The organism is Acinetobacter sp. SH20PTE14, from assembly GCF_021391555.1.
Classification (GTDB): Bacteria; Pseudomonadota; Gammaproteobacteria; order Pseudomonadales; family Moraxellaceae; genus Acinetobacter; species Acinetobacter amyesii.
Genome location: NZ_CP090067.1, coordinates 2,366,746 through 2,387,196, shown reverse-complemented (window position 1 = coordinate 2,387,196; position 20,451 = coordinate 2,366,746). Strand labels below are relative to the sequence as shown.

The 20,451-nt window shown below is 39.5% G+C and carries 20 protein-coding genes; 11 read left to right on the top strand and 9 right to left on the bottom strand.

Annotated elements, in window-relative coordinates; genetic code table 11:
• Window positions 1-9: 9 nt before the first annotated feature.
• Window positions 10-1,842 (bottom strand): phosphoenolpyruvate carboxykinase (GTP), encoded by a 1,833-nt coding sequence (locus tag LXF01_RS11800; protein WP_180007483.1) that lies wholly within the window; start codon window positions 1,840-1,842, stop codon window positions 10-12.
• 413 nt (window positions 1,843-2,255) lie between these two features.
• On the opposite strand from LXF01_RS11800, the gene LXF01_RS11795 reads away from it, so the two are divergent.
• The 4 genes from LXF01_RS11795 to groL all read left to right on the top strand — a co-directional run bounded on the left by LXF01_RS11795 (window position 2,256) and on the right by groL (window position 6,142).
• A complete protein-coding gene (locus LXF01_RS11795) occupies window positions 2,256-3,194 on the top strand; it encodes a diacylglycerol/lipid kinase family protein (RefSeq protein ID WP_078192968.1) in 939 nt (312 codons plus the stop codon).
• Window positions 3,175-3,960, top strand: a complete 786-nt coding sequence (locus LXF01_RS11790) for a metallophosphoesterase family protein (protein ID WP_233944403.1) — start codon at window positions 3,175-3,177, stop codon at window positions 3,958-3,960. Before LXF01_RS11795 ends, LXF01_RS11790 begins: the two co-directional genes overlap by 20 nt.
• Before the next feature lie 183 nt (window positions 3,961-4,143).
• Window positions 4,144-4,434, top strand: coding sequence for a co-chaperone GroES (locus LXF01_RS11785; RefSeq protein WP_078192966.1), 291 nt, complete (start codon window positions 4,144-4,146; stop codon window positions 4,432-4,434).
• A gap of 73 nt (window positions 4,435-4,507) precedes the next feature.
• The gene (groL, locus tag LXF01_RS11780; protein WP_233944402.1) at window positions 4,508-6,142 is read left to right on the top strand and encodes a chaperonin GroEL; all 1,635 of its coding nucleotides are present in this window, start codon (window positions 4,508-4,510) and stop codon (window positions 6,140-6,142) included.
• 428 nt (window positions 6,143-6,570) lie between these two features.
• Here groL and LXF01_RS11775 read toward each other — a convergent pair whose 3' ends face one another.
• Window positions 6,571-6,945 (bottom strand): hypothetical protein, encoded by a 375-nt coding sequence (locus LXF01_RS11775; protein WP_111885656.1) that lies wholly within the window; start codon window positions 6,943-6,945, stop codon window positions 6,571-6,573.
• Between the two features lie 511 nt (window positions 6,946-7,456).
• Between LXF01_RS11775 and LXF01_RS11770 the strand changes: the two genes are divergently transcribed.
• A complete protein-coding gene (locus tag LXF01_RS11770; protein WP_233944401.1) occupies window positions 7,457-9,352 on the top strand; it encodes a YadA-like family protein in 1,896 nt (631 codons plus the stop codon).
• Between the two features lie 94 nt (window positions 9,353-9,446).
• Here the strand turns inward: LXF01_RS11770 and LXF01_RS11765 are convergent, their stop codons facing one another.
• Window positions 9,447-9,929: a copper resistance protein NlpE gene (locus LXF01_RS11765; protein WP_233944400.1), complete on the bottom strand. Its 483-nt coding sequence runs from the start codon at window positions 9,927-9,929 to the stop codon at window positions 9,447-9,449.
• A gap of 281 nt (window positions 9,930-10,210) precedes the next feature.
• On the opposite strand from LXF01_RS11765, the gene LXF01_RS11760 reads away from it, so the two are divergent.
• Window positions 10,211-10,789 (top strand): 1-acyl-sn-glycerol-3-phosphate acyltransferase, encoded by a 579-nt coding sequence (locus LXF01_RS11760; protein WP_171262613.1) that lies wholly within the window; start codon window positions 10,211-10,213, stop codon window positions 10,787-10,789.
• Window positions 10,790-10,869: 80 nt separating this feature from the next.
• Here LXF01_RS11760 and LXF01_RS11755 read toward each other — a convergent pair whose 3' ends face one another.
• The gene (locus LXF01_RS11755; protein ID WP_180041659.1) at window positions 10,870-11,199 is read right to left on the bottom strand and encodes a hypothetical protein; all 330 of its coding nucleotides are present in this window, start codon (window positions 11,197-11,199) and stop codon (window positions 10,870-10,872) included.
• Between the two features lie 190 nt (window positions 11,200-11,389).
• On the bottom strand, window positions 11,390-12,127 hold the full coding sequence (locus LXF01_RS11750) for a sulfite exporter TauE/SafE family protein (RefSeq protein ID WP_180060050.1): 738 nt from the start codon (window positions 12,125-12,127) through the stop codon (window positions 11,390-11,392).
• 223 nt (window positions 12,128-12,350) lie between these two features.
• Between LXF01_RS11750 and LXF01_RS11745 the strand changes: the two genes are divergently transcribed.
• Window positions 12,351-12,800, top strand: a complete 450-nt coding sequence (locus LXF01_RS11745) for a hypothetical protein (protein WP_233944399.1) — start codon at window positions 12,351-12,353, stop codon at window positions 12,798-12,800.
• A gap of 56 nt (window positions 12,801-12,856) precedes the next feature.
• Here LXF01_RS11745 and rsmD read toward each other — a convergent pair whose 3' ends face one another.
• Together rsmD and mrdA are read right to left on the bottom strand one after the other, a co-directional pair.
• Complete coding sequence (gene rsmD, locus LXF01_RS11740) at window positions 12,857-13,408, bottom strand: 16S rRNA (guanine(966)-N(2))-methyltransferase RsmD (protein ID WP_233944398.1); 552 nt, start codon at window positions 13,406-13,408, stop codon at window positions 12,857-12,859.
• Between the two features lie 3 nt (window positions 13,409-13,411).
• Entirely contained in the window at window positions 13,412-15,451 is a 2,040-nt protein-coding gene (mrdA, locus tag LXF01_RS11735; RefSeq protein ID WP_233944397.1) for a penicillin-binding protein 2, read from the bottom strand.
• Window positions 15,452-15,685: 234 nt separating this feature from the next.
• Between mrdA and LXF01_RS11730 the strand changes: the two genes are divergently transcribed.
• The 4 genes from LXF01_RS11730 (at window position 15,686) to LXF01_RS11715 (ending at window position 18,613) form a co-directional block, all read left to right on the top strand.
• The gene (locus LXF01_RS11730) at window positions 15,686-16,204 is read left to right on the top strand and encodes a hypothetical protein (protein ID WP_233944396.1); all 519 of its coding nucleotides are present in this window, start codon (window positions 15,686-15,688) and stop codon (window positions 16,202-16,204) included.
• Between the two features lie 64 nt (window positions 16,205-16,268).
• A complete protein-coding gene (locus tag LXF01_RS11725) occupies window positions 16,269-17,585 on the top strand; it encodes a hypothetical protein (protein ID WP_233944395.1) in 1,317 nt (438 codons plus the stop codon).
• 84 nt (window positions 17,586-17,669) lie between these two features.
• A complete protein-coding gene (adk, locus tag LXF01_RS11720) occupies window positions 17,670-18,329 on the top strand; it encodes an adenylate kinase (protein WP_078189866.1) in 660 nt (219 codons plus the stop codon).
• Window positions 18,330-18,415: 86 nt separating this feature from the next.
• Complete coding sequence (locus LXF01_RS11715) at window positions 18,416-18,613, top strand: hypothetical protein (protein WP_233944394.1); 198 nt, start codon at window positions 18,416-18,418, stop codon at window positions 18,611-18,613.
• Window positions 18,614-18,669: 56 nt separating this feature from the next.
• Here LXF01_RS11715 and nth read toward each other — a convergent pair whose 3' ends face one another.
• Window positions 18,670-19,359, bottom strand: coding sequence for an endonuclease III (gene nth / locus LXF01_RS11710; RefSeq protein WP_233944393.1), 690 nt, complete (start codon window positions 19,357-19,359; stop codon window positions 18,670-18,672).
• Window positions 19,360-19,361: 2 nt separating this feature from the next.
• Complete coding sequence (locus tag LXF01_RS11705; RefSeq protein WP_233944392.1) at window positions 19,362-20,156, bottom strand: RnfABCDGE type electron transport complex subunit B; 795 nt, start codon at window positions 20,154-20,156, stop codon at window positions 19,362-19,364.
• Window positions 20,157-20,451: the final 295 nt, after the last annotated feature.

The window sequence follows — 20,451 nt, the reverse complement described above, 5'->3', positions numbered from 1 at the left end:
AAAGGCCGATTAAGCAGATTTTTTTACAGCTTCTAAAAGTTCGTCTTGACGTACTTTAAGTGCTTTTGGTAAGCGATCACCAAGTTTGTTGAACAATTCAGTGTGGCTTTCAAGTTCTTTGATCCATTGATCTTTATCTTGAGAAGTTACAAGCTCGAATTGCTCTTTAGTGAAGTCTGAACCAGTCCAGTTCAATTGTTCGTATGTTGGAACAAGGCCGATAGGTGTTTCAACAGCGTCTGCACGACCTTCACAACGGTCAATGATCCACTCAAGAACACGCATGTTTTGACCGAAACCAGGCCATACAAAGTTACCTTCAGCATCACGACGGAACCAGTTCACGTTGTAGATACCAGGAAGTTTATTGCCAGCAGCTTTAGCTTTAGCAGCAACTTCTTCACCAAGTTCTAACCAGTGAGAGAAGTAGTCAGCCATGTTGTAACCCGCAAATGGAAGCATTGCGAATGGGTCACGACGAACGATACCTTGTTGACCAACAGCAGCAGCAGTTGTTTCAGAGCCCATAGTTGCAGCTTTGTAAACACCGTCAACCCAGTCAAATGCTTCTGAAATTAGAGGCACTGTGTCTGCACGACGACCACCGAAGATGAACGCAGAAATTGGAACACCTGCTGGATTTTCCCAGTCAGCATCAATAGAAGGACATTGACCAGCTGAAACAGTGAAACGAGCATTTGGATGAGCTGCTTTTTCTTCGCCGGTGTGTGGTTGACCTTTCCAGTTAGTCAAGTTAGCAGGCGCTTCTTTAGTCAGACCTTCCCACCATACTTCACCTTCGTCAGTTACAGCAACGTTGGTATAGATTACGTCTTTATGAAGAGTCGCCATACAGTTCGGGTTAGTCTTGGTATTTGTACCAGGTGCTACACCGAAGAAACCAGCTTCAGGGTTGATTGCATATAAACGACCATCTTCACCTGGTTTGATCCAAGCAATATCGTCACCTACAGTTTCAATTTTCCAACCTTCGTAACCCGCTGGTGGAATCAACATCGCGAAGTTTGTTTTACCACAAGCAGAAGGGAATGCAGCTGCGATGTAGTGTTTTTCGCCTTGTGGGTTAGTCACGCCAAGGATGAGCATATGTTCAGCTAACCAGCCTTGTTGACGACCCATAGAAGATGCAATACGTAAAGCTAGGCATTTTTTACCCAACAATGCGTTACCGCCGTAACCAGAACCGTAAGACCAGATTTCACGAGTTTCTGGATAATGAACGATGTATTTTTCAGGGTTGCAAGGCCAAGCAACGTCTTTTTGACCTTCTTCAAGCGGAGCACCAACAGTGTGTACGCAAGGAATGAAGTCACCGTCAGTACCAAGTACGTCATAAACAGCTTTACCCATACGAGCCATTTTAGACATGCTTACAGCAACGTAAGGAGAATCAGTAAGTTCGATACCGATGTGAGCAATATGAGAACCTAAAGGACCCATAGAGAAAGGAACTACGTATAAAGTACGGCCTTTCATTGAACCGTCAAATAAACCATTCAGACGAGCACGCATTTCAGCTGGAGCTTCCCAGTTGTTTGTTGCGCCTGCATCTTCTTGTTTTTCAGAACAGATGTAAGTACGACCTTCAACACGAGCAACGTCAGAAGGATCAGAATTAGCAAGGTAAGAACCAGGATGTTTTTCTTGGTTAAGTTCTTGCATAGTGCCGTTAGCGATCATCAAGTCGATATAACGTTGATATTCTTCTGCGCTACCGTCACACCATTCGATTTTTGCTGGTTTGGTTAATTTGGCAATTTCTTCCACCCAAGCAATGAGCTTAGGGTGACGAACGAATTCTGGTGCGTTCACTTGGGTCATGGTGAGGCCTATCTCAAAAATGTACTAACCGTACAAAGTATAATCTGCATCATGGGATACATCATGCAGATAAAAGATGAAAAAAAAGTGGCTGTATTAAAGCATAAAATCATAAAAAAAATAAGACTAAAGAAGTGGTAGATTTTTTTTGGTAGTTAATGCTATTTATACTAAATATAGATAAAATACAATAACTTAACATATAATGTGGTGAATTTTAACTTTATTTATTAACGTGATGGACAATATTTTATATAGTTATTTTTAATAAAAACAAAAAGTTGCATGTAATTGACATTTGAGAATTATTATTGATTAAATAAATGGTGGTAATTCGATTTTTACATAAAGGCGCTATTATTTGCTGTTAAATTCGACAAAATACAATACTAAGCGGCCAAGATGTATAAAAAGTGATTAAACAAGCCAAGCCTTTATCTATTATCTATAATAAAAAATCAGGATTTCATGCTGCAAACAAAGATGAAGTCTACGAGGAACTTGTGCGGATATTATCCGATCATAATTTCGAAATACAGTCATTTGAGCTTGGGCAGGAAGCCAGTTTTGATACTTTAATGAGCAAGGTATTTGCACGCCATAAAGACCCTGATAATTTGGGTGTTGTGGTTGCTGCAGGTGGTGATGGAACCTTAAATGCTGTTGCTCATCAGTTGATGCATACCGATATTCCTATGGGGGTCTTACCTTTGGGCACATTTAATTATGTGGCGCGGGTACTCAATATTCCTCTCGATTTAATTCAAGCGGCACAGGTGATTGCGACAGGCAATAATCGACAGGTGCACGTGGCGCAAATCAATGAACATATCTATTTAAACAATGCCAGTTTGGGCTTGTATCCTTTATTTATACAAAAAAGAGAATTTTATAATCAAAAGTTTGGGCGTTTCCCATTGCATGCTTATACCTCAGGTTTGGATGTGCTGATTCGAGATCGTAAAGAGCTGAAATTGGAAATAGAAGTGGATCATCATATTTATCCAGTCAAAACGCCCTTGATCTTTTTTGGCAATAATCAATTGCAATTGGCCGATTTAAACTTGCAAATTGCTAAGGATGCAGAGGCAGGTAAAGTTGCAGGTGTGGTGGTCGCAAAAAGTGATAAGAAAACGTTATTTAAAATTTTATGGCAATTGATCCGTGGCAATATCGACAATGCACCAGATGTGTATAGTTTTGCCGCTGATGAAGTCACCATACATACCCAACGAAAAAAAATGACCGTTGCTGTGGATGGTGAGATTGTAGAAATGAAACCGCCGCTTAAAATTCGAGTGCAAAAACAAGCCTTAAAGATACGGGTGCCACATGATACTGCATCTGTCTGATCTGCATTTCGGCACTGAAAAGCCAGAGTGTATGCGCGCTATTCAGCAATTTTGTCGTGAACAGCGTATCGAGGCCGTGGTTGCCAGTGGAGACTTGACCCAACGTGCGCGTTATCGTCAGTTTTATGCATGTAAGCAATTTTTAGAAAGCTTAAAGCTGCCTTATATCGTTGTGCCGGGGAATCATGATATTCCGCTATATCATTTATGGAACCGTATTTTTAGCCCTTTTGCACGTTATCAACTTTTTTTTGGTGCCATGGAAAATGTACTGGAAACCGAGCATTTTTATTTAATTGGGATCAATAGTATTCGCCGTCGTTACCATACGCGAGGGCATGTATCGCTCGAGCAAATACATCATGTCGATGAATTACTTAAACATGCGCCGCCCAATAAAGTAAAATTAATCATAGCGCATCAACCTTTTTATACGCCGCCCAATGACCCGCATGGTGTGAAAGATTGTCCTGTTCAAGGGCGTTTAGCACTCGAACAGTGGAGTCAACACGGTTTAAATGGTTTATTGCATGGACATTTACATGTTCCAGCCAGCTATGACCTCAATCAGATTTATGCTTTAGGTGCTGCGCATCCAGTTTGGGATATTCATGCTGGAACTGCAACGTCATATCGCCTACACGATAACCTTGCCAACAGTTTTAATGTCATTGATGAGCAGATGAATGTGCAGCATTATTTTTATAATTCAAAGTTAAAAATATTCGAAGAAAATCTTAGTACTCATATTTTGGATGAGCTTTAATCCTTTAAATTTAAATTTTGAAGAAAAAAAATACAAAAAAATGAAAAAAATTAAATTTTGCCCTTGAAGGGTTTTTTTCCATCCCCACAAAAGTGTCATCTAAATTATTTTTTGTCGATGGCTTATGGAAATCAAAATGTCATCGTCTTTTATCTAGTAAATAGACTTAGTCTGGAGTTAACTATGAGCAATATTCGTCCTTTGCATGACAACGTTGTGATTCGCCGTGTTGAAAAGGAAACTAAAACTGCTGGTGGTCTTATTTTAAGTACTTCAGCAGCTGAACAACCTGCTCAAGGCGAAGTAATCGCTGTAGGTAATGGCAAAGTAACTGACAATGGCGTACGTGCATTAGACGTTAAAGTTGGTGACAACGTATTGTTTGGCACTTATGCCGGTACAAAAGTAAAAGTAGCAGGCGAAGAGCTTCTTATTATGAAAGAGTCTGACATCTTAGCGGTACTTGAAGCTTAAGTTTCGTACACGCATTTAGACCCTTTTATTCATCATAAATTGTTAAAAATTTTAAAAAGATTCGGAGTTAGACATGTCAGCTAAAGACGTAAAATTTGGTGATTCAGCGCGTTCAAAAATGATCGCGGGTGTAAATGTACTTGCAGATGCTGTAAAAGTGACTTTAGGTCCTAAAGGCCGTAACGTTGTCATCGACCGTTCTTTCGGTGCACCGCACATCACTAAAGATGGTGTTTCTGTTGCTAAAGAAATCATGTTAAAAGACAAGTTTGAAAACATGGGCGCTCAGCTAGTTCGTGAAGTGTCTTCAAAAACCAACGACATCGCGGGTGACGGTACAACAACTGCAACTGTTCTTGCACAAGCAATCCTTAATGAAGGGATTAAATCAGTAACTGCGGGTATGAACCCAATGGATCTTAAACGCGGTATCGACATCGCGGTTAAAGCTGTAGTTGCTGAAATTAAAGCGACTGCAAAACCTGCATCTGACTCTAAAGCGATTGAACAAGTAGGTTCTATTTCTGCGAACTCTGACACCACTGTTGGTAAACTTATTGCTCAAGCAATGGAAAAAGTTGGTAAAGAGGGTGTAATTACAGTTGAAGAGGGTTCAGGCTTTGAAGATTCTCTAGATGTTGTAGAGGGTATGCAGTTTGACCGTGGTTACATCAGCCCGTACTTTGCAAACAAGCAAGATACACTAACAGCTGAACTTGAAAACCCATACATTCTTCTTGTTGATAAAAAAATCAGCAACATCCGCGAATTAATTGCTGTACTTGAAGCTGTTGCTAAAACAGGTAAACCGCTTCTTATCATTGCTGAAGATGTTGAAGGTGAAGCACTTGCAACTCTTGTTGTAAACAACATGCGTGGCATTATCAAAGTTTGTGCTGTTAAAGCACCTGGTTTTGGTGATCGTCGTAAAGCGATGCTTCAAGACATCGCGATTTTAACTGGCGCGACTGTAGTTTCTGAAGAGGTTGGTATGTCTTTAGACCAAACTACACTTGAGCACTTAGGTACAGCGCATAAAGTTACTGTTTCTAAAGAAAACACAGTAATTGTTGATGGTGCAGGTGTTGCAGAGCAAATTGCTGAACGTGTAACTCAAATTCGTGCTCAAATTGAAGAATCAACTTCAGAATACGACAAAGAAAAACTTCAAGAACGCGTTGCTAAATTGGCAGGTGGTGTTGCTGTAATCAAAATCGGCGCTGCAACTGAAGTTGAAATGAAAGAGAAGAAAGATCGCGTTGACGATGCACTTCATGCAACTCGTGCTGCAGTTGAAGAAGGTGTTGTAGCAGGTGGTGGTGTTGCACTTGTACGTGCTGCAAAAGCACTTGAAGGTGTGTCTGGTGCTAATGATGACCAAAATGTTGGTATCAACATTTTACGTCGTGCAATTGAAGCACCGCTTCGTCAAATCGTTGCAAACTCTGGTGATGAGCCATCAGTTGTAATCAATGCTGTGAAAAACGGTGAAGGTAACTTCGGTTATAACGCTGCGACTTCAGAGTATGGCGATATGTTAGAAATGGGTATTCTTGACCCAGCTAAAGTAACACGTTCTGCGCTTGAGCATGCTGCATCTGTTGCGGGCTTAATGCTTACAACTGAATGTATGATTACTGAAATCCCAGAAGATAAACCTGCTATGCCTGATATGGGCGGTATGGGTGGCATGGGCGGTATGATGTAAGCTAATTACTGCCAAATAAAAAACCCTGCATTTTGCAGGGTTTTTTTTTGTGATGTATGTTGTAATTTTGTGTTAATCTGAATAACATGAAGCAAATTAATGTAAAACATATGATCATTTTTATTTTTTATATTGAGAATAAGAAATTGTTATTGATTTGTATGATTTATATATTGGAATATTTAAAATTTTAATTTATGATTTTATCAATATGTTCTTTATAAGAATAGCAATGATAAATCAAGACGGTAAGCGAATAAAATGTATGAATAAACATTCAAAAGTATTCGATCCCAATTGTGAAAAAATTCTCGTGAGTAAAAAAGAGTTACAGATGCTTTATAAGACAATACGTGACTATGAAGAGAGAATTAATTATTACGAAGTTGAAAATAAAAAATATTTAAAATTATTGAATAAAGATACTTCTATCTCTGAATGAATTGGTCAATTAGATCTTTAATGATTTGTTTTTGACTTGCATTCAATGTCCGAAATTTTAAAAAATAATCAAGTTCTGATTGATCATTTGACTCAAGATTGGATGATCCTAATGTATTGTCGCCAAAGCGTAACCATTGGCTAGTGACATTGAGCCAAATAGAAAGAATAGCCAGTTTATCTTGATTTGGAATCGCTTTACCTAATAACCAATTATTTGCCGATTGCACTGAAACAGGAGTGCCATCATATCTATGATTAAACTCTTTTGATAAATAAGTTGGGCTAATAGGGTGATTTGAATCTATTAGTGCCTGTTTCAAGCGTTCACTAAAAGCTAACTTTTCTTGTAGATTACTCATATTTCATTGATTCTGCTTACAATAATTAAGGACTCTTAAGTGTAACAGAATGTTGATAAGAGTTCGGTAAATTTTAATTGTTGATTGTAGGAAATAGCCAAATGAATAACAATCATTTTTCGTCTAATTATTGATAAATAAGAGTAATTTTTTGTAAGGAAGGATAAACGATATGTGTTTACGAGAAATCAAATATTGCTTGATTAAAGAGTAAAAGTTAAAGGAAATATAATTCTTTAGTATTAATTGCATTATATAAAAATATAAAAAAAACAATAAATTATAGTATTTTTGTGAAAAAACAAGGAATTTAAGTATTTTTTATTTAAAAATAAATCAAATTTTGATTGATATTAATGTTTCATTTTGTATATTATTGCCACAGCACCGCAGGGGCGGTTGGCTATGAATTGCGGATTCTCCAGACGATAAGTACGCATTCGTAAAAGTTTCGCTGGTAAACATCATCCTAGGGTCTACCAGTCTTTTTATAAAAATTGAAGGAATTTGTATGAAATTTCAGAAAACACTTCTAGCAGCAAGCTTAGCAGTCGCAGCAGTAACAGCAAACGCAGCAGTAGTACCAGCTAACCCAGTTCAAGTAACTGAGAATTTAGTAAACGGCAATCCAATTTATGATAACGATTATGATAATTTACCAATATCTGGTTTAGTTCAAGCACCTGTATATGGCGAAATTGCTACTGCTATGAACGTTGCATCGGGTACGAATGTTCACGAAGCGAATATGTTTTTGCCTGAAGTTAATTTTATTGCAAACTTTGATGGTGAATTAATTGGTTTTGATTTAGGCTCTAAAGAATTAACAAACACAACTAATCCTGGCACCCCAGTAGAATATGATGTGTTCAAATATACAAGTGGGACAACTGAAATCTACCGCTTCCAAAACCCTGTAACGGGTGCTTATACTGGTTACTATACAGTTGAAGCAGATGGTACTCTAAAAGAATACAAAGGTACTGTTGATGTAGATACCCTTGAAAAAGGTGGTAAAATTGCCGGTACTACAGCATCTACAGATGTAGTTGGCTTTGAAAATAAAGTTTTGAATGGTGAGCATGTTCTTTATGGTTATCAAGGTGCTACTTTAGAAAATGCTGGTGGTGTTGATGGTACAATTATTGCACCAGATGGTACAATTCAGGATGTAGAAGGCCGCTTCCCTGCTAATAGTGGTGTGGTTAATGACGTGCGTTATGTACAAACAGGTATTTTAGCAAATACTGGTGGTGTAAATGCATCTGGTGAATTAGATCCTTCTAAAAACATCTATGGTGTTAGTGCGCGTGATAACAATAAAGTTACGATGTTAACTGGTAATGGTATTGCATTGGCAGATCTTGCTAATAAAGGTGTGTTAATGACTGATGGCAGTATTGTTAGTCAGGTTGCTGTTAATCCAACACAATCAGCTGTTCAAAAAACACGTCAATATGACTTAACAAATGGTAAAACTGTTGTTGAAGTTTATAATGATGATAAAGGTGTAGAATCATCTTTCTATGAGCTAACAGCTTCAGGTGATTTAATCGCTTATACTGGTGCTGCTCCAACAGCAGGTACTCATAGCAAAACTGGTACAGCACAAGATACTTCTGGTGAATTTATCATCTCTAAAGTACATAATACTGTAACAAGTCAGCAAGTTCGTTATAGCGAATCAAATTATAAAGAGCAACAAACAAATATCCAAGCAGGTATTACTACTGCTGGTGCAAATACCACGGATATCGATGCAGTTTATAGCGATCGTGCGGAAATTGAAGGTACTCGTACTGAACAGTATGTTGCTTCAGGTGTAATTGGTAAAAATGCCGACGGTTCTAACAAATATGGTACTGAAGTTGTAAAAACTGATGCTACTGGTACACAAAAAACTGAAATTACAGCAGGTGGTATTAATACAACTGGCGTAATCAATGCTGCAGATTATCAAATCGGTGGTGTAAGTATTGTTGAAGGTATCAAATCATCAGTTGATACAGCTGTTGCTGGTGCTACAGAAGCAATCGATGCAAAAGTTGCTGAAGTAGACACTAAAATTGTTGAAGTTGACGCTCGTTTAACTCAGTTCAACACTACTGCAGCTAACTTAAATTCACGTGTAGATCAGTTGAATTCACGTGTTGATGACGTAGAGAAAACAGCTTACCGTGGTGTTGCAATTGCTTTAGCTGCTCAACAACAAATTCCTAACATTGGTGCAGGTCAATTTGCAGTATTTGGTGGTGTTGGTCACTACGAAGGTGAATCTGCTGGTGCTCTAGGTGTTGCAAGCGTATTTGCTGATGGCCGTACTTCACTTAGCGCTGCAATCGGTGTTGCAGGTGGTAGCGAAGTTGGTGGTCGTGTAGGTCTTTCTTATGTATTTGGCGGAAAATAATTAACCCGTTGATACATTTGGATTAAACAAAAAATCCCCGCTTTTGCGGGGATTTTTTATGACTAATATATGACTACAAATGTTAAATAAAACGCTAATCAAGCTTTTTAGAGAGCTGTAAATTTAATTCAGGCATTTCCAATTTTTCACCTTTATCACCACGAAGCTCAATAAAGTTTTCACCTACAAAGTAAATCCGATTGTCGCCTTGGGCATCAAGTTGAATCATCCCGGGTTGATCTGGCAAAAACTTAAAACGGCCATTCACTTTATTTTCAGTGTTTGCAGGCTTACCTAAAAACTCTTGGCTAAGCTCATAGCTTTTATCGAGTTTGAGTTCAAGCTCAGTTTCAATCCCTTTGCAATCATGACAGGGCAGAATCCCTTTATATTCACCTGCCCAATCAAGTGCATTTTCGGTGTTATCACCTGTGGCAATCGGACTTTCTGAGGCTGCGTCTGTATTGGCAATGACATTATTATCTGATGGTGTCGCAGTTTCAGATTCATTGCTGGTTTTTGAACATGCTGTTAAGGTTGCACTGACCATACAGAGAGCGAGGATTAGTTTTTTCATGAGATTTATACGCCGTACGTACCCAATATAATGCTAAGCGTGGCTTTTATTGCTCAAGAAAAATAGCCTATTGTTGTTAACAATTGTGTGTTTGGTTAATACATCAAAACAGACATTTGATTTTTAAAAATTCGTAAATAGTGAAATATTGGTGATTTACCTAAAAGTGAACGCTGAAGGACATTTATATATTAATTGGTGAATAACTGAACAATATAGGCTTTTATAATTATTTTGCGTTGTTAAACTCTGCGGCATAGAAAAAACTGTCGGTGCAAATTGTGTTTGAAAAAACAGCGGAAAAAAGTCTGAACTTAATGGGGTGGCAAATTGATAACCATTGGGATTTAAATATTGACCAATGTGTCATGATTGCAGCGCCACATACCAGTAATTGGGATGCACTTTATGCACGCCTTGCCCTGAAAGCTTTAGGGGTAAATGTTCGTATCACGATTAAAGACAGTTATATGAAATTTCCGTTTGGGCCTTTTGTACGTGCTATGGGTGGAATTGGTATTAATCGTCGTCCAAAACAAGATGGTGAAGCACGTCAAAGTATGGTTGAGCTCATGGCTGACTTATTTAAGCATCATCCGAAATTAGTCATGTTAGTGACGCCTGAAGGAACACGCGCCAAACAAGAGAAGTGGAAAACCGGTTTTTATCATGTTGCTATGCAAGCAGGTGTGCCGATTGCTTTAGCCTATATGGACTATGCGCAGAAAAAAACGGGTGTGGGTAAAATTGTTTATCCTACAGGCGATTATGAAAAAGATATGGCTGAAATCATGGATTTTTACGCGCAAATTCATGCCAAATTTCCTGAAAAATTCAGTGTCGATACACGCTATCATTAATCTAACAAACCAATAAAAAAGGACAGCATCGGCTGTCCTTTTTACGTTTAGATGATTTTGTTTAGACTTTTATATTGAATTTAATCATGAAAATCGGGATGGATACCGCCCAGATTTTGACATGCCGCCTTATAAATAATGTATTGCTGGTCAACCACATCGATGAGCGGGATACGAAATAATTTTTCGCCTTCTTTATAGCTGTCGATATATGACACGACCTTTTGTTTACTTGATGCCAGTTTTTCTTCATGAAAACTTGTAATCGAGCTATGAGTCATATGTGAACTTTCAATATTATTGCATTGAAAATGTGAGAGTAGTTTTTCAGCTTTTTTAATTTCGCTGGACGTGCCAAACATACAGCCGCTAAGCAGAGTTACACCTGCAAGCAGGATGAACTTTTTCATGGTTTTATTTTAAGCAAAATTATGAGGTGCAATATTCTATTAATTTTCGTCAGAAAAATTAATTACTTTTTTACCATTTGGCTAATTTTTATTTAAATGTGAACTGTGTCATTGTTACAAGATGTGAATATCTAACTGAGAAGGGGTTTTTCTAGAATGATTTGGACAAATATCTTTAGGTTTTGAGTCATCAGGTTAAGATACTCATCGTTACCAAAAAGCAGCCTGAAGAAAATAATAGCCCTAACACGATATGCTTAAATTGGCGTTCTGAAATGCGATAAAAAAGTTTGGCACCAAAAATCACTGGAAAAGCCATAATCACCAACAGCACGGCTAAATAGGGCAGATGTTCACGATGGATGATCCCTTGTAGCAGATAGCTGATGAGTGTAACGAGCTGAATGGCTAAATTGAAATGTCGCAAAATATAGCGTTGTTCTGCTTTGGGTGTATTTTTCAGCATGAGCCATGCAGAGGGTAATGCACCACAAAAGCCTCCAAGACCACCCAAGATTCCAGCAATATATCCAATACTAGAATCCGCCCATTTCCCTGATTTTTGGATGAATGAAAATTTAGGATTAAAAAATAAAATTGGGCACCAAAACATTAAAAAAGCGCCCAAAACCAATTTAAATGTATCTGGATTAATGCTGTCTAATAAATACGTACCGAGCGGTACACCTAAAATTCCTGCAATTAAATAGGGATAAATGATATTTTTATTGATCGGAATGCTTTTGCGTTCTGATGATAATGAGATGAAGTGGCTATAAACTGAAGCGCAGACGACCAAGGGTGCTGCTATTTGCGGGGGAAGTATCCAAACCCAAAATGACATTGCGATAAGGGCGAATGCAAACCCTGTTAATCCTTGTACGAATCCCGCAAAGATGGCACCAAGAATAAAAATCAGCCAAGTCATTAAATTACAGCTTTGAAATACGTGGCGCTATTGTAGTGAATTTTTCTATATAAATGTGGCTGACTGAGTAAATGAAGAAAAATTGGATGTTAAATGATGAATAAAACATGAATGTTTAAATACAGCAGATGTACACAGACTTCCAATTAAATTCATTTCGATAAGTGAAAATGCTCTTCATCAAAGAGGTGAAAATGCTCTTCATCAAAGAGGAGTGCTACACATGCTTAAACAAGTTGCTTTGCTATCTGTGGTTGCAGTTACATTTACAGGGTGTGTCGTGGCGCCATTTGATGATGGCCGATACCATTCGAATCAATATGGCTATGCAAATCAATATGGTTATTCAGGTCAATATGGTGGTTCATACGGACAGCGTTATGACCGTTCATATGGTCGAGTGAATAGCCCGCAACATCGACCAAACTCACCACGACCGAATTCGAATAGCCGTCCAGACGATACTCATAAACCGAATGTACAGAAACCTTCATCTCAGCATCCGTCAAATGTGCATCGTCCAAGCGCAAAGCCTCAGACGCCAGCTAAACCCAATAGAAGTAAGCCCCAGCAGCAAAAACCACAGCAACAACGTCCAAAAGTGACGCTCGTGGATAAAGCTAAAACCACAGGTGGATTTAACAGCCAGCGTCCACTTCGACCACAGGTTTAATGATTTTCAAGTAATAAAAAAGGACGCATTGGCGTCCTTTTTTATGTGCATCTACATTAAGCCTTTTTATATAAGCCTGCACGCACCGTTCCAGCTTTGGTTTGTTTAATTTGCTGCCAACTGCTCGGGAGTATTAACTGAGCAAGATCACGATCAGCTTCGATATAAATTAAACCATTGTCTGAAATGTACGGATCGACCAACTCAGCAAGTTCTTGCCATAAATCAAGACTATAAGGGGGATCTAAGAAAATCAGATCAAATTGGTCTTTCAAGTTAGGAATGGCTTGTTGTGCCGTCATGTTTTTGAGTTGCACACGTTGTTTGCTAACTCTTAAAAGTTCTAAATTGTCCATGAGAAATTTCGCTTGGGTGCGATCAGGTTCAATTAAAACAGCTTCTGCTGCACCACGTGAGAGTGCTTCAAATGACAAAGCACCTGAACCTGTACAAAGGTCGAGAACTTTGGCATTTTGAACATCCCACATGAGCCAGTTAAATAATGTCTCGCGCACACGGTCAGGTGTAGGGCGTAAACCATCAATACTGGCAAAAGGCAGTTGACGGCGTTTCCATTCACCCCCAATGATTCTTAATTGATTTTTCATGAATTATTCCTCATCGGTTGCATGTGCTGCACTGGCAGCACGAGGTGGGGTATTTGCAGTATTCGATTGTTGAGTTGTGTTGTTCTGCTGAGCTGTTGGGCTCGCATTTGGATCGGCTGATAAAATATTAGAGCCGCTTGGTAACTCACTCGGTTTTAGACCCGCAGTCATGAGACCACCACTAATTTGATGGCTTGCAGGACGAATTGGATTCTTTTTACGTGTTAATAACCAGTAGTCAAACATCGGTTTCGCAATTTGAGCAGCAGAACCACCGTGACGACCATTTTCCCAAACGACGGCAATCGCAATTTCAGGTTTTTCCGCAGGGGCAAAACCAACAAATAAACCATGGTCAAGTTGACGCTCTGTCAATAAGGACTCGTTATAGCGTTTACCTTGGGCAATACTTTTAACCTGTGCAGTCCCTGTTTTACCTGCGATTTGATACATTGGGGTACGAATACCACGACCGGTCCCTGTTTGAACCACATCAATCATGGCATCACGCATTTTAATCCAATCATCTGGCTTACCATTAAATTGAATGCGACCATTCGGGGCGTTATGTACTTTGTGGACTTTAGCGCCTTTACTTTCACGCAAAACGTGAGGTGTAACATGAGAGCCTTGATTAGCGGTAATGGCAGTTGCCATCGCCAGTTGTAATGGTGTTGCTGTAAATGCACCTTGACCAATACTGACAGAAATGGTTTCACCTTTAAGCCAGTTGGACTTCCGTGTGCGGAGCTTCCATTCAGGATTTGGATATAGCCCTGTGCTTTCACTTGGTAAATCTACACCGGTTTTTTCACCGAAACCAAACTGACGCATCCAAGTATTCATTTTTTCAATGCCCATACGATAGGACAAGACATAGAAGTAGGTATCGCAGGAAATGACTTGAGCTTTGTGTAAATTAACTGAGCCATGACCAGTTTTTTTGTGGTCACGGAAACGATGGCTGTCACCCGGAAGCGTGAAATAGCCCGGATCTGAAATGGCTGTACTCCAATCCACTAGACCATAATGAATACCACCTAGACCAAACATTGGCTTAATCGTTGAACCCGGTGGATAAGCCCCTTGCACAGCACGGTTATATAATGGCTGATCGAGGCTATCACGTAGTTCAGAATAATCTTTGCTGCTAATCCCGGTAACAAATAAGTTAGGGTTAAAACTTGGACTAGAAACGAGAGCAAGAATTTCTCCAGTACGTGGGTCAATCGCAACAATCGCACCACGTCGGTCTGCAAGCTGCTCTGAAGCGACCATTTGCAGTCCATAATCTAAGGATAAATATAAGTCATTACCACGAATCGGATCTTTACGACCTAAATGGCGTAACACATTACCAAAGGCATCAGCTTCAACCGACTCATTGCCCGGCATTCCATGTAAAAGTTCTTCATATGATTTTTCAACGCCAATTTTACCGATCAGGTTTGAGCCAGCGTATAAATCTTTATCAATCGTTTTTAGTTCTTTGTCATTAATACGACCTACGTAGCCAATCACATGGGCAAACAGTTCACCATGTGGATAGTAGCGAGTCATTTGGGTCTCTATATTGACACCCGGGAATTGATATTTCACCTCACTAAAACGGGCGATATCATTTTCATTTAAATTCAGTTTAATCGAAACGCGTTCAGTCTTTTTAGAGGTTTTAATCCGACTTTTGAAACGTTCGATGTCTTCATCAGTCAGTTCTAACAGAGGCGTTAGGCGCTCTACCGTATCATCAATGTCTTCAACATCCGCACGACTCATGGTTGCTGAGAAAACCGGATAATTATCCGCTAATAACACACCATTACGGTCATAGATATAACCACGTGAGGGTGCAAGCGGTTGCAGTCGAATTCGGTTTTGATCTGCAGCAGTCGAAAAGGTCTCATAACTCTTGATTTGCAAATATGCATAACGTGCCACAAGCAACAGCATAAAGAAGGAGACAATCCCTATCGAAATCACTACGCGATTACGATAAATCCGCTTTTCTTGCTGGACATTTTTTAAAGGATAATGCTGCTTCATACGCGATCGACTTAAAGACTGAGAGCTAAAATAACGGAAGAGGCATATTCTAGCGCAACTGACATTTTTTTGATAAATAAAAACGACTCTGCTGTGATTGCAGTCTATATTTTGACTTTGCAGACATGAAAAATATGGGGCTTTGTGTATAACAGTTCATATTATTCTGCTAAAGTCGAAACGTATAAAAAAGGAATATTCCAAAAAATAATACTAAGGAAGTTTGTGAAAACAATGAATAAATTATATCCATTGCTTGCATTTATGATGCTTGGAAGCATCGCACATGCCAATGACAATTCATTTTTACCTGAGGCAAAATTAACAGGTGAGGGTTATCAACCATGGAATGTTGGAGCCGGTTTTACTCAAAAAATTATTCACGTGAATGGTGAGTGGGTAAACCCATATGGTATTGCCTATGCAAAAGCTGGTGTTTTCTTGAATGATGATAAAACACCTGGTGGGCAAGTCGGCTTTCGTTACCCAGTTCATTTCACTGGCAAAGATAAAAATGGTTATTATATCGGAGCTTATGCGGGCCACATCGACTCCAAAAAAGTAGATGGGGAAGATGAAGCGCGTTTAGGTGGTGGTATCGATCTTGCTTATGTGATGTTGAGTGCCGAGCGTATTAGTACGTTTAGTGTAGGCTTGGGTGCGGGTGAAAAATTAGAAGACAAATCAGGTAATGTGATTGTGGAAACCGAACCGAGACTACAAATCTCATATACTTTAAGTTTTGGTTTGTAGTGAAAATAATCAACTTTATTTTATAACCGCACTCACTGAATAAAATTAAATATGGAAGTTATGCATGCTTGAGTACGTTAACGAATTGTGGCAAACCTTTTTGCAACGTCCCGATTTTTGGGCTGTGCTGAGTATTATCCCCGTTACCGCATTCGTTACCTGGGCACACGTTTGGATGGCACTGAAAATGGTGTTTTACCCGATTACTTTCTGGGGATTCCATTTAGGTCCATTACCCGTGGGATGGCAGGGGATTGTGCCAAGAAAAGCTGGACGTATTTCTGGCATTATTACGGATAATACATTGTCTAAATTGGGTTCCTTGCGTGAGTTTTTGGATGCAATGGATCCTGAGGACATGGCGCGCATCATTGGTGAACAAGTTGGCTTTGAGCTTGAACATTTGATTGATGAAGTCATGTTAGACCGAAATGCGGTGCTTTGGGAAAACTTACCGTATTCGATTAAACGCCGTATTTATGCCCAAGCACATAAACAGCTGCCAAATACCTTAAAAGAACTCGTGACCGAACTGACCATGAACGTAGAGTCACTTGTTGACATGCGTGAAATGGTGGTGAGTCAAATGGAAGCGGATCGTCTCTTGATGGTGCGGATGTTTCTTAAAGTTGGCCAAAAAGAAATCAACTTTATTTGGCATATCAGTGCCTTGATTGGGATGTTCTTTGGTATCTTCCAAATGATCGTTTGGTTTGTGGTGCCTTGGCATTGGACGGTTCCATTTTGGGCAGCAATCTGGGGCTTTTTGACCAACTGGATTGCCATCTGGATGGTATTTAATCCCATTGAGCCGCACCCCGTAAAGTATTTGCAATTGTTTGAATTAACTAAAGATCGTAAATTCCCTTGGATTAAACCTGTGCTTCCACGTATTGGAACGTACAATGTTCAAGGGGCGTTTATGAAACGCCAAGAAGAAGTTTCGGATGTATTCGCAAGTGTAGTCACAGAAGACCTAATTACGTTAAAATCCATCATGACCGAAATGATGTATGGCGGGAAGAAAGATAAGACCCGTCGCATTGTGAAACGTCATATTAATGAAATTATGGAATCTCCACTGGTTCGTACCTCATTACAGTTGTCTTTAGGTCCAAAAGAGTACGCAAAACTCAAGACAGACTTGATCGATCGCTCAATTGAAATTACGATGGTGCCTGTATGCGACCCTGCGTTTAATGCGAGCCGTGCACAGAAAATCTTTCAAATGTTTAGAGACCGTATTCGTGAGCTAACACCGAAAGAATTTCAAAATCTATTACGTCCTGCATTTCAGGAAGACGAATGGATTTTAATTGTCTTGGGTGGTGTAACCGGTTTTATCGCGGGTACAATACATTTGTTTGTGGCTTTCTTATAATTAGATGCTGGAAGATGATCTGAATCTTCGGTTCAGATCACTATATAGCGTCATATACAATGTTTAAAATGAGGATGTTTTTTTATGCGCATTATATTACTCGGACCACCTGGAGCAGGTAAAGGGACACAAGCTCAGTTGATCTGTAAGCGCTACGATATCCCACAAATTTCAACCGGTGATATGCTCCGTGCTGCGATTCGTGAAGGTACTGAATTAGGTCTACAAGCTAAAAGCGTCATGGATAATGGCGGCCTTGTATCTGATGAGCTTATTATTGGTCTTGTAAAAGAACGCATTGCTCAACCTGACTGTGTCAACGGCTGCATTTTCGACGGTTTCCCGCGTACGATTCCACAAGCTGAAGCGCTTGAAAACGAAGGTATCAGCATCGATCACGTAATTGAAATCGATGTACCTGACGAAGAAATCGTTCAACGTTTATCTGGTCGTCGTCAACATCCAGCATCTGGTCGTGTATATCACACCGTTTACAACCCACCAAAAGTGGAAGGTAAAGATGACGAAACTGGTGAAGACCTTGTTCAACGTCCTGATGACCAAGAAGCAACAATTCGTAAGCGTTTAGGTTCTTACCACGCTGAAACTGAGCAATTGGTTGGTTTCTACCAAGGTCGTGCAGCTTCTGGCGAAAACGCACCAACTTATGACAAATTAAATGGTCTTCGTCCAATCGATCAAGTTCAAACTGATTTGTTCGCGATTTTAGATCAGTCTAAATAATTCAACTTTTTTGAATTTTTGACAATCAAAGAGTCCTACTGCATAGTGGGGCTCTTTTTTTATGTGGCTTTTAGGGCGAATCTGTTATGAAATTTGCTTTGGTTATAATGGTCATCATCGCTGTAGCGGTGTTATTGGGCTTATTATTTGTCAGCTTTAAAATGTTGCGTAAGGTGCAAGTGGAAGAAGCAGAGCAAGCTAAACTGAGCCCGAAGCAATATCGCTTACATCCAAAGCTGCAGCAAGAGCTTAATAAAAAACACAAAAAACAAGATAAAAATTAAGCATCGACTCGATAAATTAATTCTTACAAATTTCATCAACTCCCAAATTGAAGAGATTAATCCTCAATTTGGGTGGTTTTAATCGGTCTTAATGCGCCAAAGTCAAAACGGTCAGGCCAATTACATACATCAGACACGATACATTCATCACATTTGGGTTTGCGGGCAATGCAGCAATAGCGTCCATGTAAAATCAGCCAATGATGTGAATCAACAATAAACTCTTTGGGGATGACTTTGACGAGTCGGTGTTCGACTTCCAAAACATTTTTGCCGACAGCCAATCCTGTACGATTACCTAAACGAAAAATATGCGTATCAACGGCCATGGTCGGTTGTCCAAAAGCAGTATTCAGCACCACATTTGCAGTTTTACGACCGACACCGGGTAAGGCTTCCAAATCTGCACGATTATTCGGAACGATGCTGTTGTGCTTCTCAATGAGCATCTTGCAGGCTTTAATGACATTTTCCGCTTTTGAGTTATACAGGCCAATGGTCTTGATATATTCCTTCAGTCCGTCAACACCTAACGCATAAATAGCTTCAGGAGTATTTGCTACTGGAAAAAGTTTATCTGTGGCTTTGTTGACACTGACATCTGTGGCCTGAGCAGATAGGGTAACAGCCACTAAAAGTTCAAATGGACTACTATAATTGAGTTCAGTTTTCGGGTTGGGGCGTTGCTCACGTAAGCGTTCAAAAAAAGTTTGAATTTGCTTCTTAGTCATGTTTTTAACCGCCATGATTAAGCCCCTTGCAGTTGTGTTAATTGTTGCGTGAGCGTATGGAGTAACTCACGTTTTTTTGCATCGTCTCGAACACTCAGTTGTTTTTCTAATTTCTTAATTTGTGTTCGAATTTTAGCAAGTTCAATGGTGGTTTTTGCATCGAGTTGAACGACTGGCGTAGCAGGTTTTTCCACGACTTCAATGACCGGTACCGAGTCTGTCTGGGTCGAAAATTGGGCAAAAAGTTCCGTGTCAATTTCAGCACGTACGACTGGGCCTTTACGATGAATTCTGCGCTTTTCCTCACGTTGAATATGTGCATAGTAGCGGCGACGTAAATCATTCTGTTCTGCGATTCGAGCGGCTTCAGATGGCACTTGATCAAGCTCTTCGACAAGGTCGATACAATCCACTGGACAAGGTGGAATGCAGAGTTCGCAGCCCGTACATAAATCCGTCAAGACGGTATGCATCAATTTGCCTGAGCCAATAATGGCATCAACAGGGCAGGCACTAATACATTTGGTACAACCAATACATTCATCCTCACGAATCACAGCTTTAACCCGTTGCGGGCGTCCATCACTTTGGATTGGCCAAACGCTGGCTTCTGCTGTTAAGTGTGGACGATTTAATAACGCTGCTAGTGAATCTGCCACAAGTTGACCACCGGGTATACATTTATTGGCTTCTTCTCCTTCACTGATGGCTTGGGCATAGGGTAAGCAGCCGTCTCGGTGTCCACAAAGTCCACATTGAGTTTGTGGCAATAGGGCATCAATTTGTTGGATGAGGGAAATTTCAGAAGTCATGGGTAGTCGCGAGTACAAATGAAGGTAGAGAAAAACCAAAGAGGACGTTGAATTCTAGCATGTTTCAGTATGAATTGCTGTGCGCAAAAATGGGTCTATAGATGCATCATAAATGAGCAAAATAATTCATTAAAATATTCCTAAAAGTAATAATATTTATAACTAAAATATCTGAGTAATCAATTTAAATCGCTGTTCTTTAAAGAATTTAAAGATTTTTTAAAAAAACTATTGCTGATTAGTTACAAAAGATATTTAATATTTTGCGCCAAAATATATCTTTGATCAAAATTGT

Excerpts from the sequence above, each read along its gene's own strand:
- LXF01_RS11770 (WP_233944401.1), top strand. The coding sequence starts at position 7,457 with ATGAAATTTCAGAAAACACTTCTAGCAGCAAGCTTAGCAGTCGCAGCA.
- LXF01_RS11775 (WP_111885656.1), bottom strand. The coding sequence starts at position 6,945 with ATGAGTAATCTACAAGAAAAGTTAGCTTTTAGTGAACGCTTGAAACAG.
- LXF01_RS11785 (WP_078192966.1), top strand. The coding sequence starts at position 4,144 with ATGAGCAATATTCGTCCTTTGCATGACAACGTTGTGATTCGCCGTGTT.
- LXF01_RS11765 (WP_233944400.1), bottom strand. The coding sequence starts at position 9,929 with ATGAAAAAACTAATCCTCGCTCTCTGTATGGTCAGTGCAACCTTAACA.
- LXF01_RS11705 (WP_233944392.1), bottom strand. The coding sequence starts at position 20,156 with ATGACTTCTGAAATTTCCCTCATCCAACAAATTGATGCCCTATTGCCA.
- LXF01_RS11730 (WP_233944396.1), top strand. The coding sequence starts at position 15,686 with ATGAATAAATTATATCCATTGCTTGCATTTATGATGCTTGGAAGCATC.
- nth (WP_233944393.1), bottom strand. The coding sequence starts at position 19,359 with ATGGCGGTTAAAAACATGACTAAGAAGCAAATTCAAACTTTTTTTGAA.
- adk (WP_078189866.1), top strand. The coding sequence starts at position 17,670 with ATGCGCATTATATTACTCGGACCACCTGGAGCAGGTAAAGGGACACAA.
- LXF01_RS11800 (WP_180007483.1), bottom strand. The coding sequence starts at position 1,842 with ATGACCCAAGTGAACGCACCAGAATTCGTTCGTCACCCTAAGCTCATT.
- rsmD (WP_233944398.1), bottom strand. The coding sequence starts at position 13,408 with ATGAAAAATCAATTAAGAATCATTGGGGGTGAATGGAAACGCCGTCAA.
- LXF01_RS11715 (WP_233944394.1), top strand. The coding sequence starts at position 18,416 with ATGAAATTTGCTTTGGTTATAATGGTCATCATCGCTGTAGCGGTGTTA.
- LXF01_RS11725 (WP_233944395.1), top strand. The coding sequence starts at position 16,269 with ATGCTTGAGTACGTTAACGAATTGTGGCAAACCTTTTTGCAACGTCCC.
- mrdA (WP_233944397.1), bottom strand. The coding sequence starts at position 15,451 with ATGAAGCAGCATTATCCTTTAAAAAATGTCCAGCAAGAAAAGCGGATT.
- LXF01_RS11745 (WP_233944399.1), top strand. The coding sequence starts at position 12,351 with ATGCTTAAACAAGTTGCTTTGCTATCTGTGGTTGCAGTTACATTTACA.
- LXF01_RS11755 (WP_180041659.1), bottom strand. The coding sequence starts at position 11,199 with ATGAAAAAGTTCATCCTGCTTGCAGGTGTAACTCTGCTTAGCGGCTGT.
- LXF01_RS11750 (WP_180060050.1), bottom strand. The coding sequence starts at position 12,127 with ATGACTTGGCTGATTTTTATTCTTGGTGCCATCTTTGCGGGATTCGTA.
- LXF01_RS11790 (WP_233944403.1), top strand. The coding sequence starts at position 3,175 with ATGATACTGCATCTGTCTGATCTGCATTTCGGCACTGAAAAGCCAGAG.
- groL (WP_233944402.1), top strand. The coding sequence starts at position 4,508 with ATGTCAGCTAAAGACGTAAAATTTGGTGATTCAGCGCGTTCAAAAATG.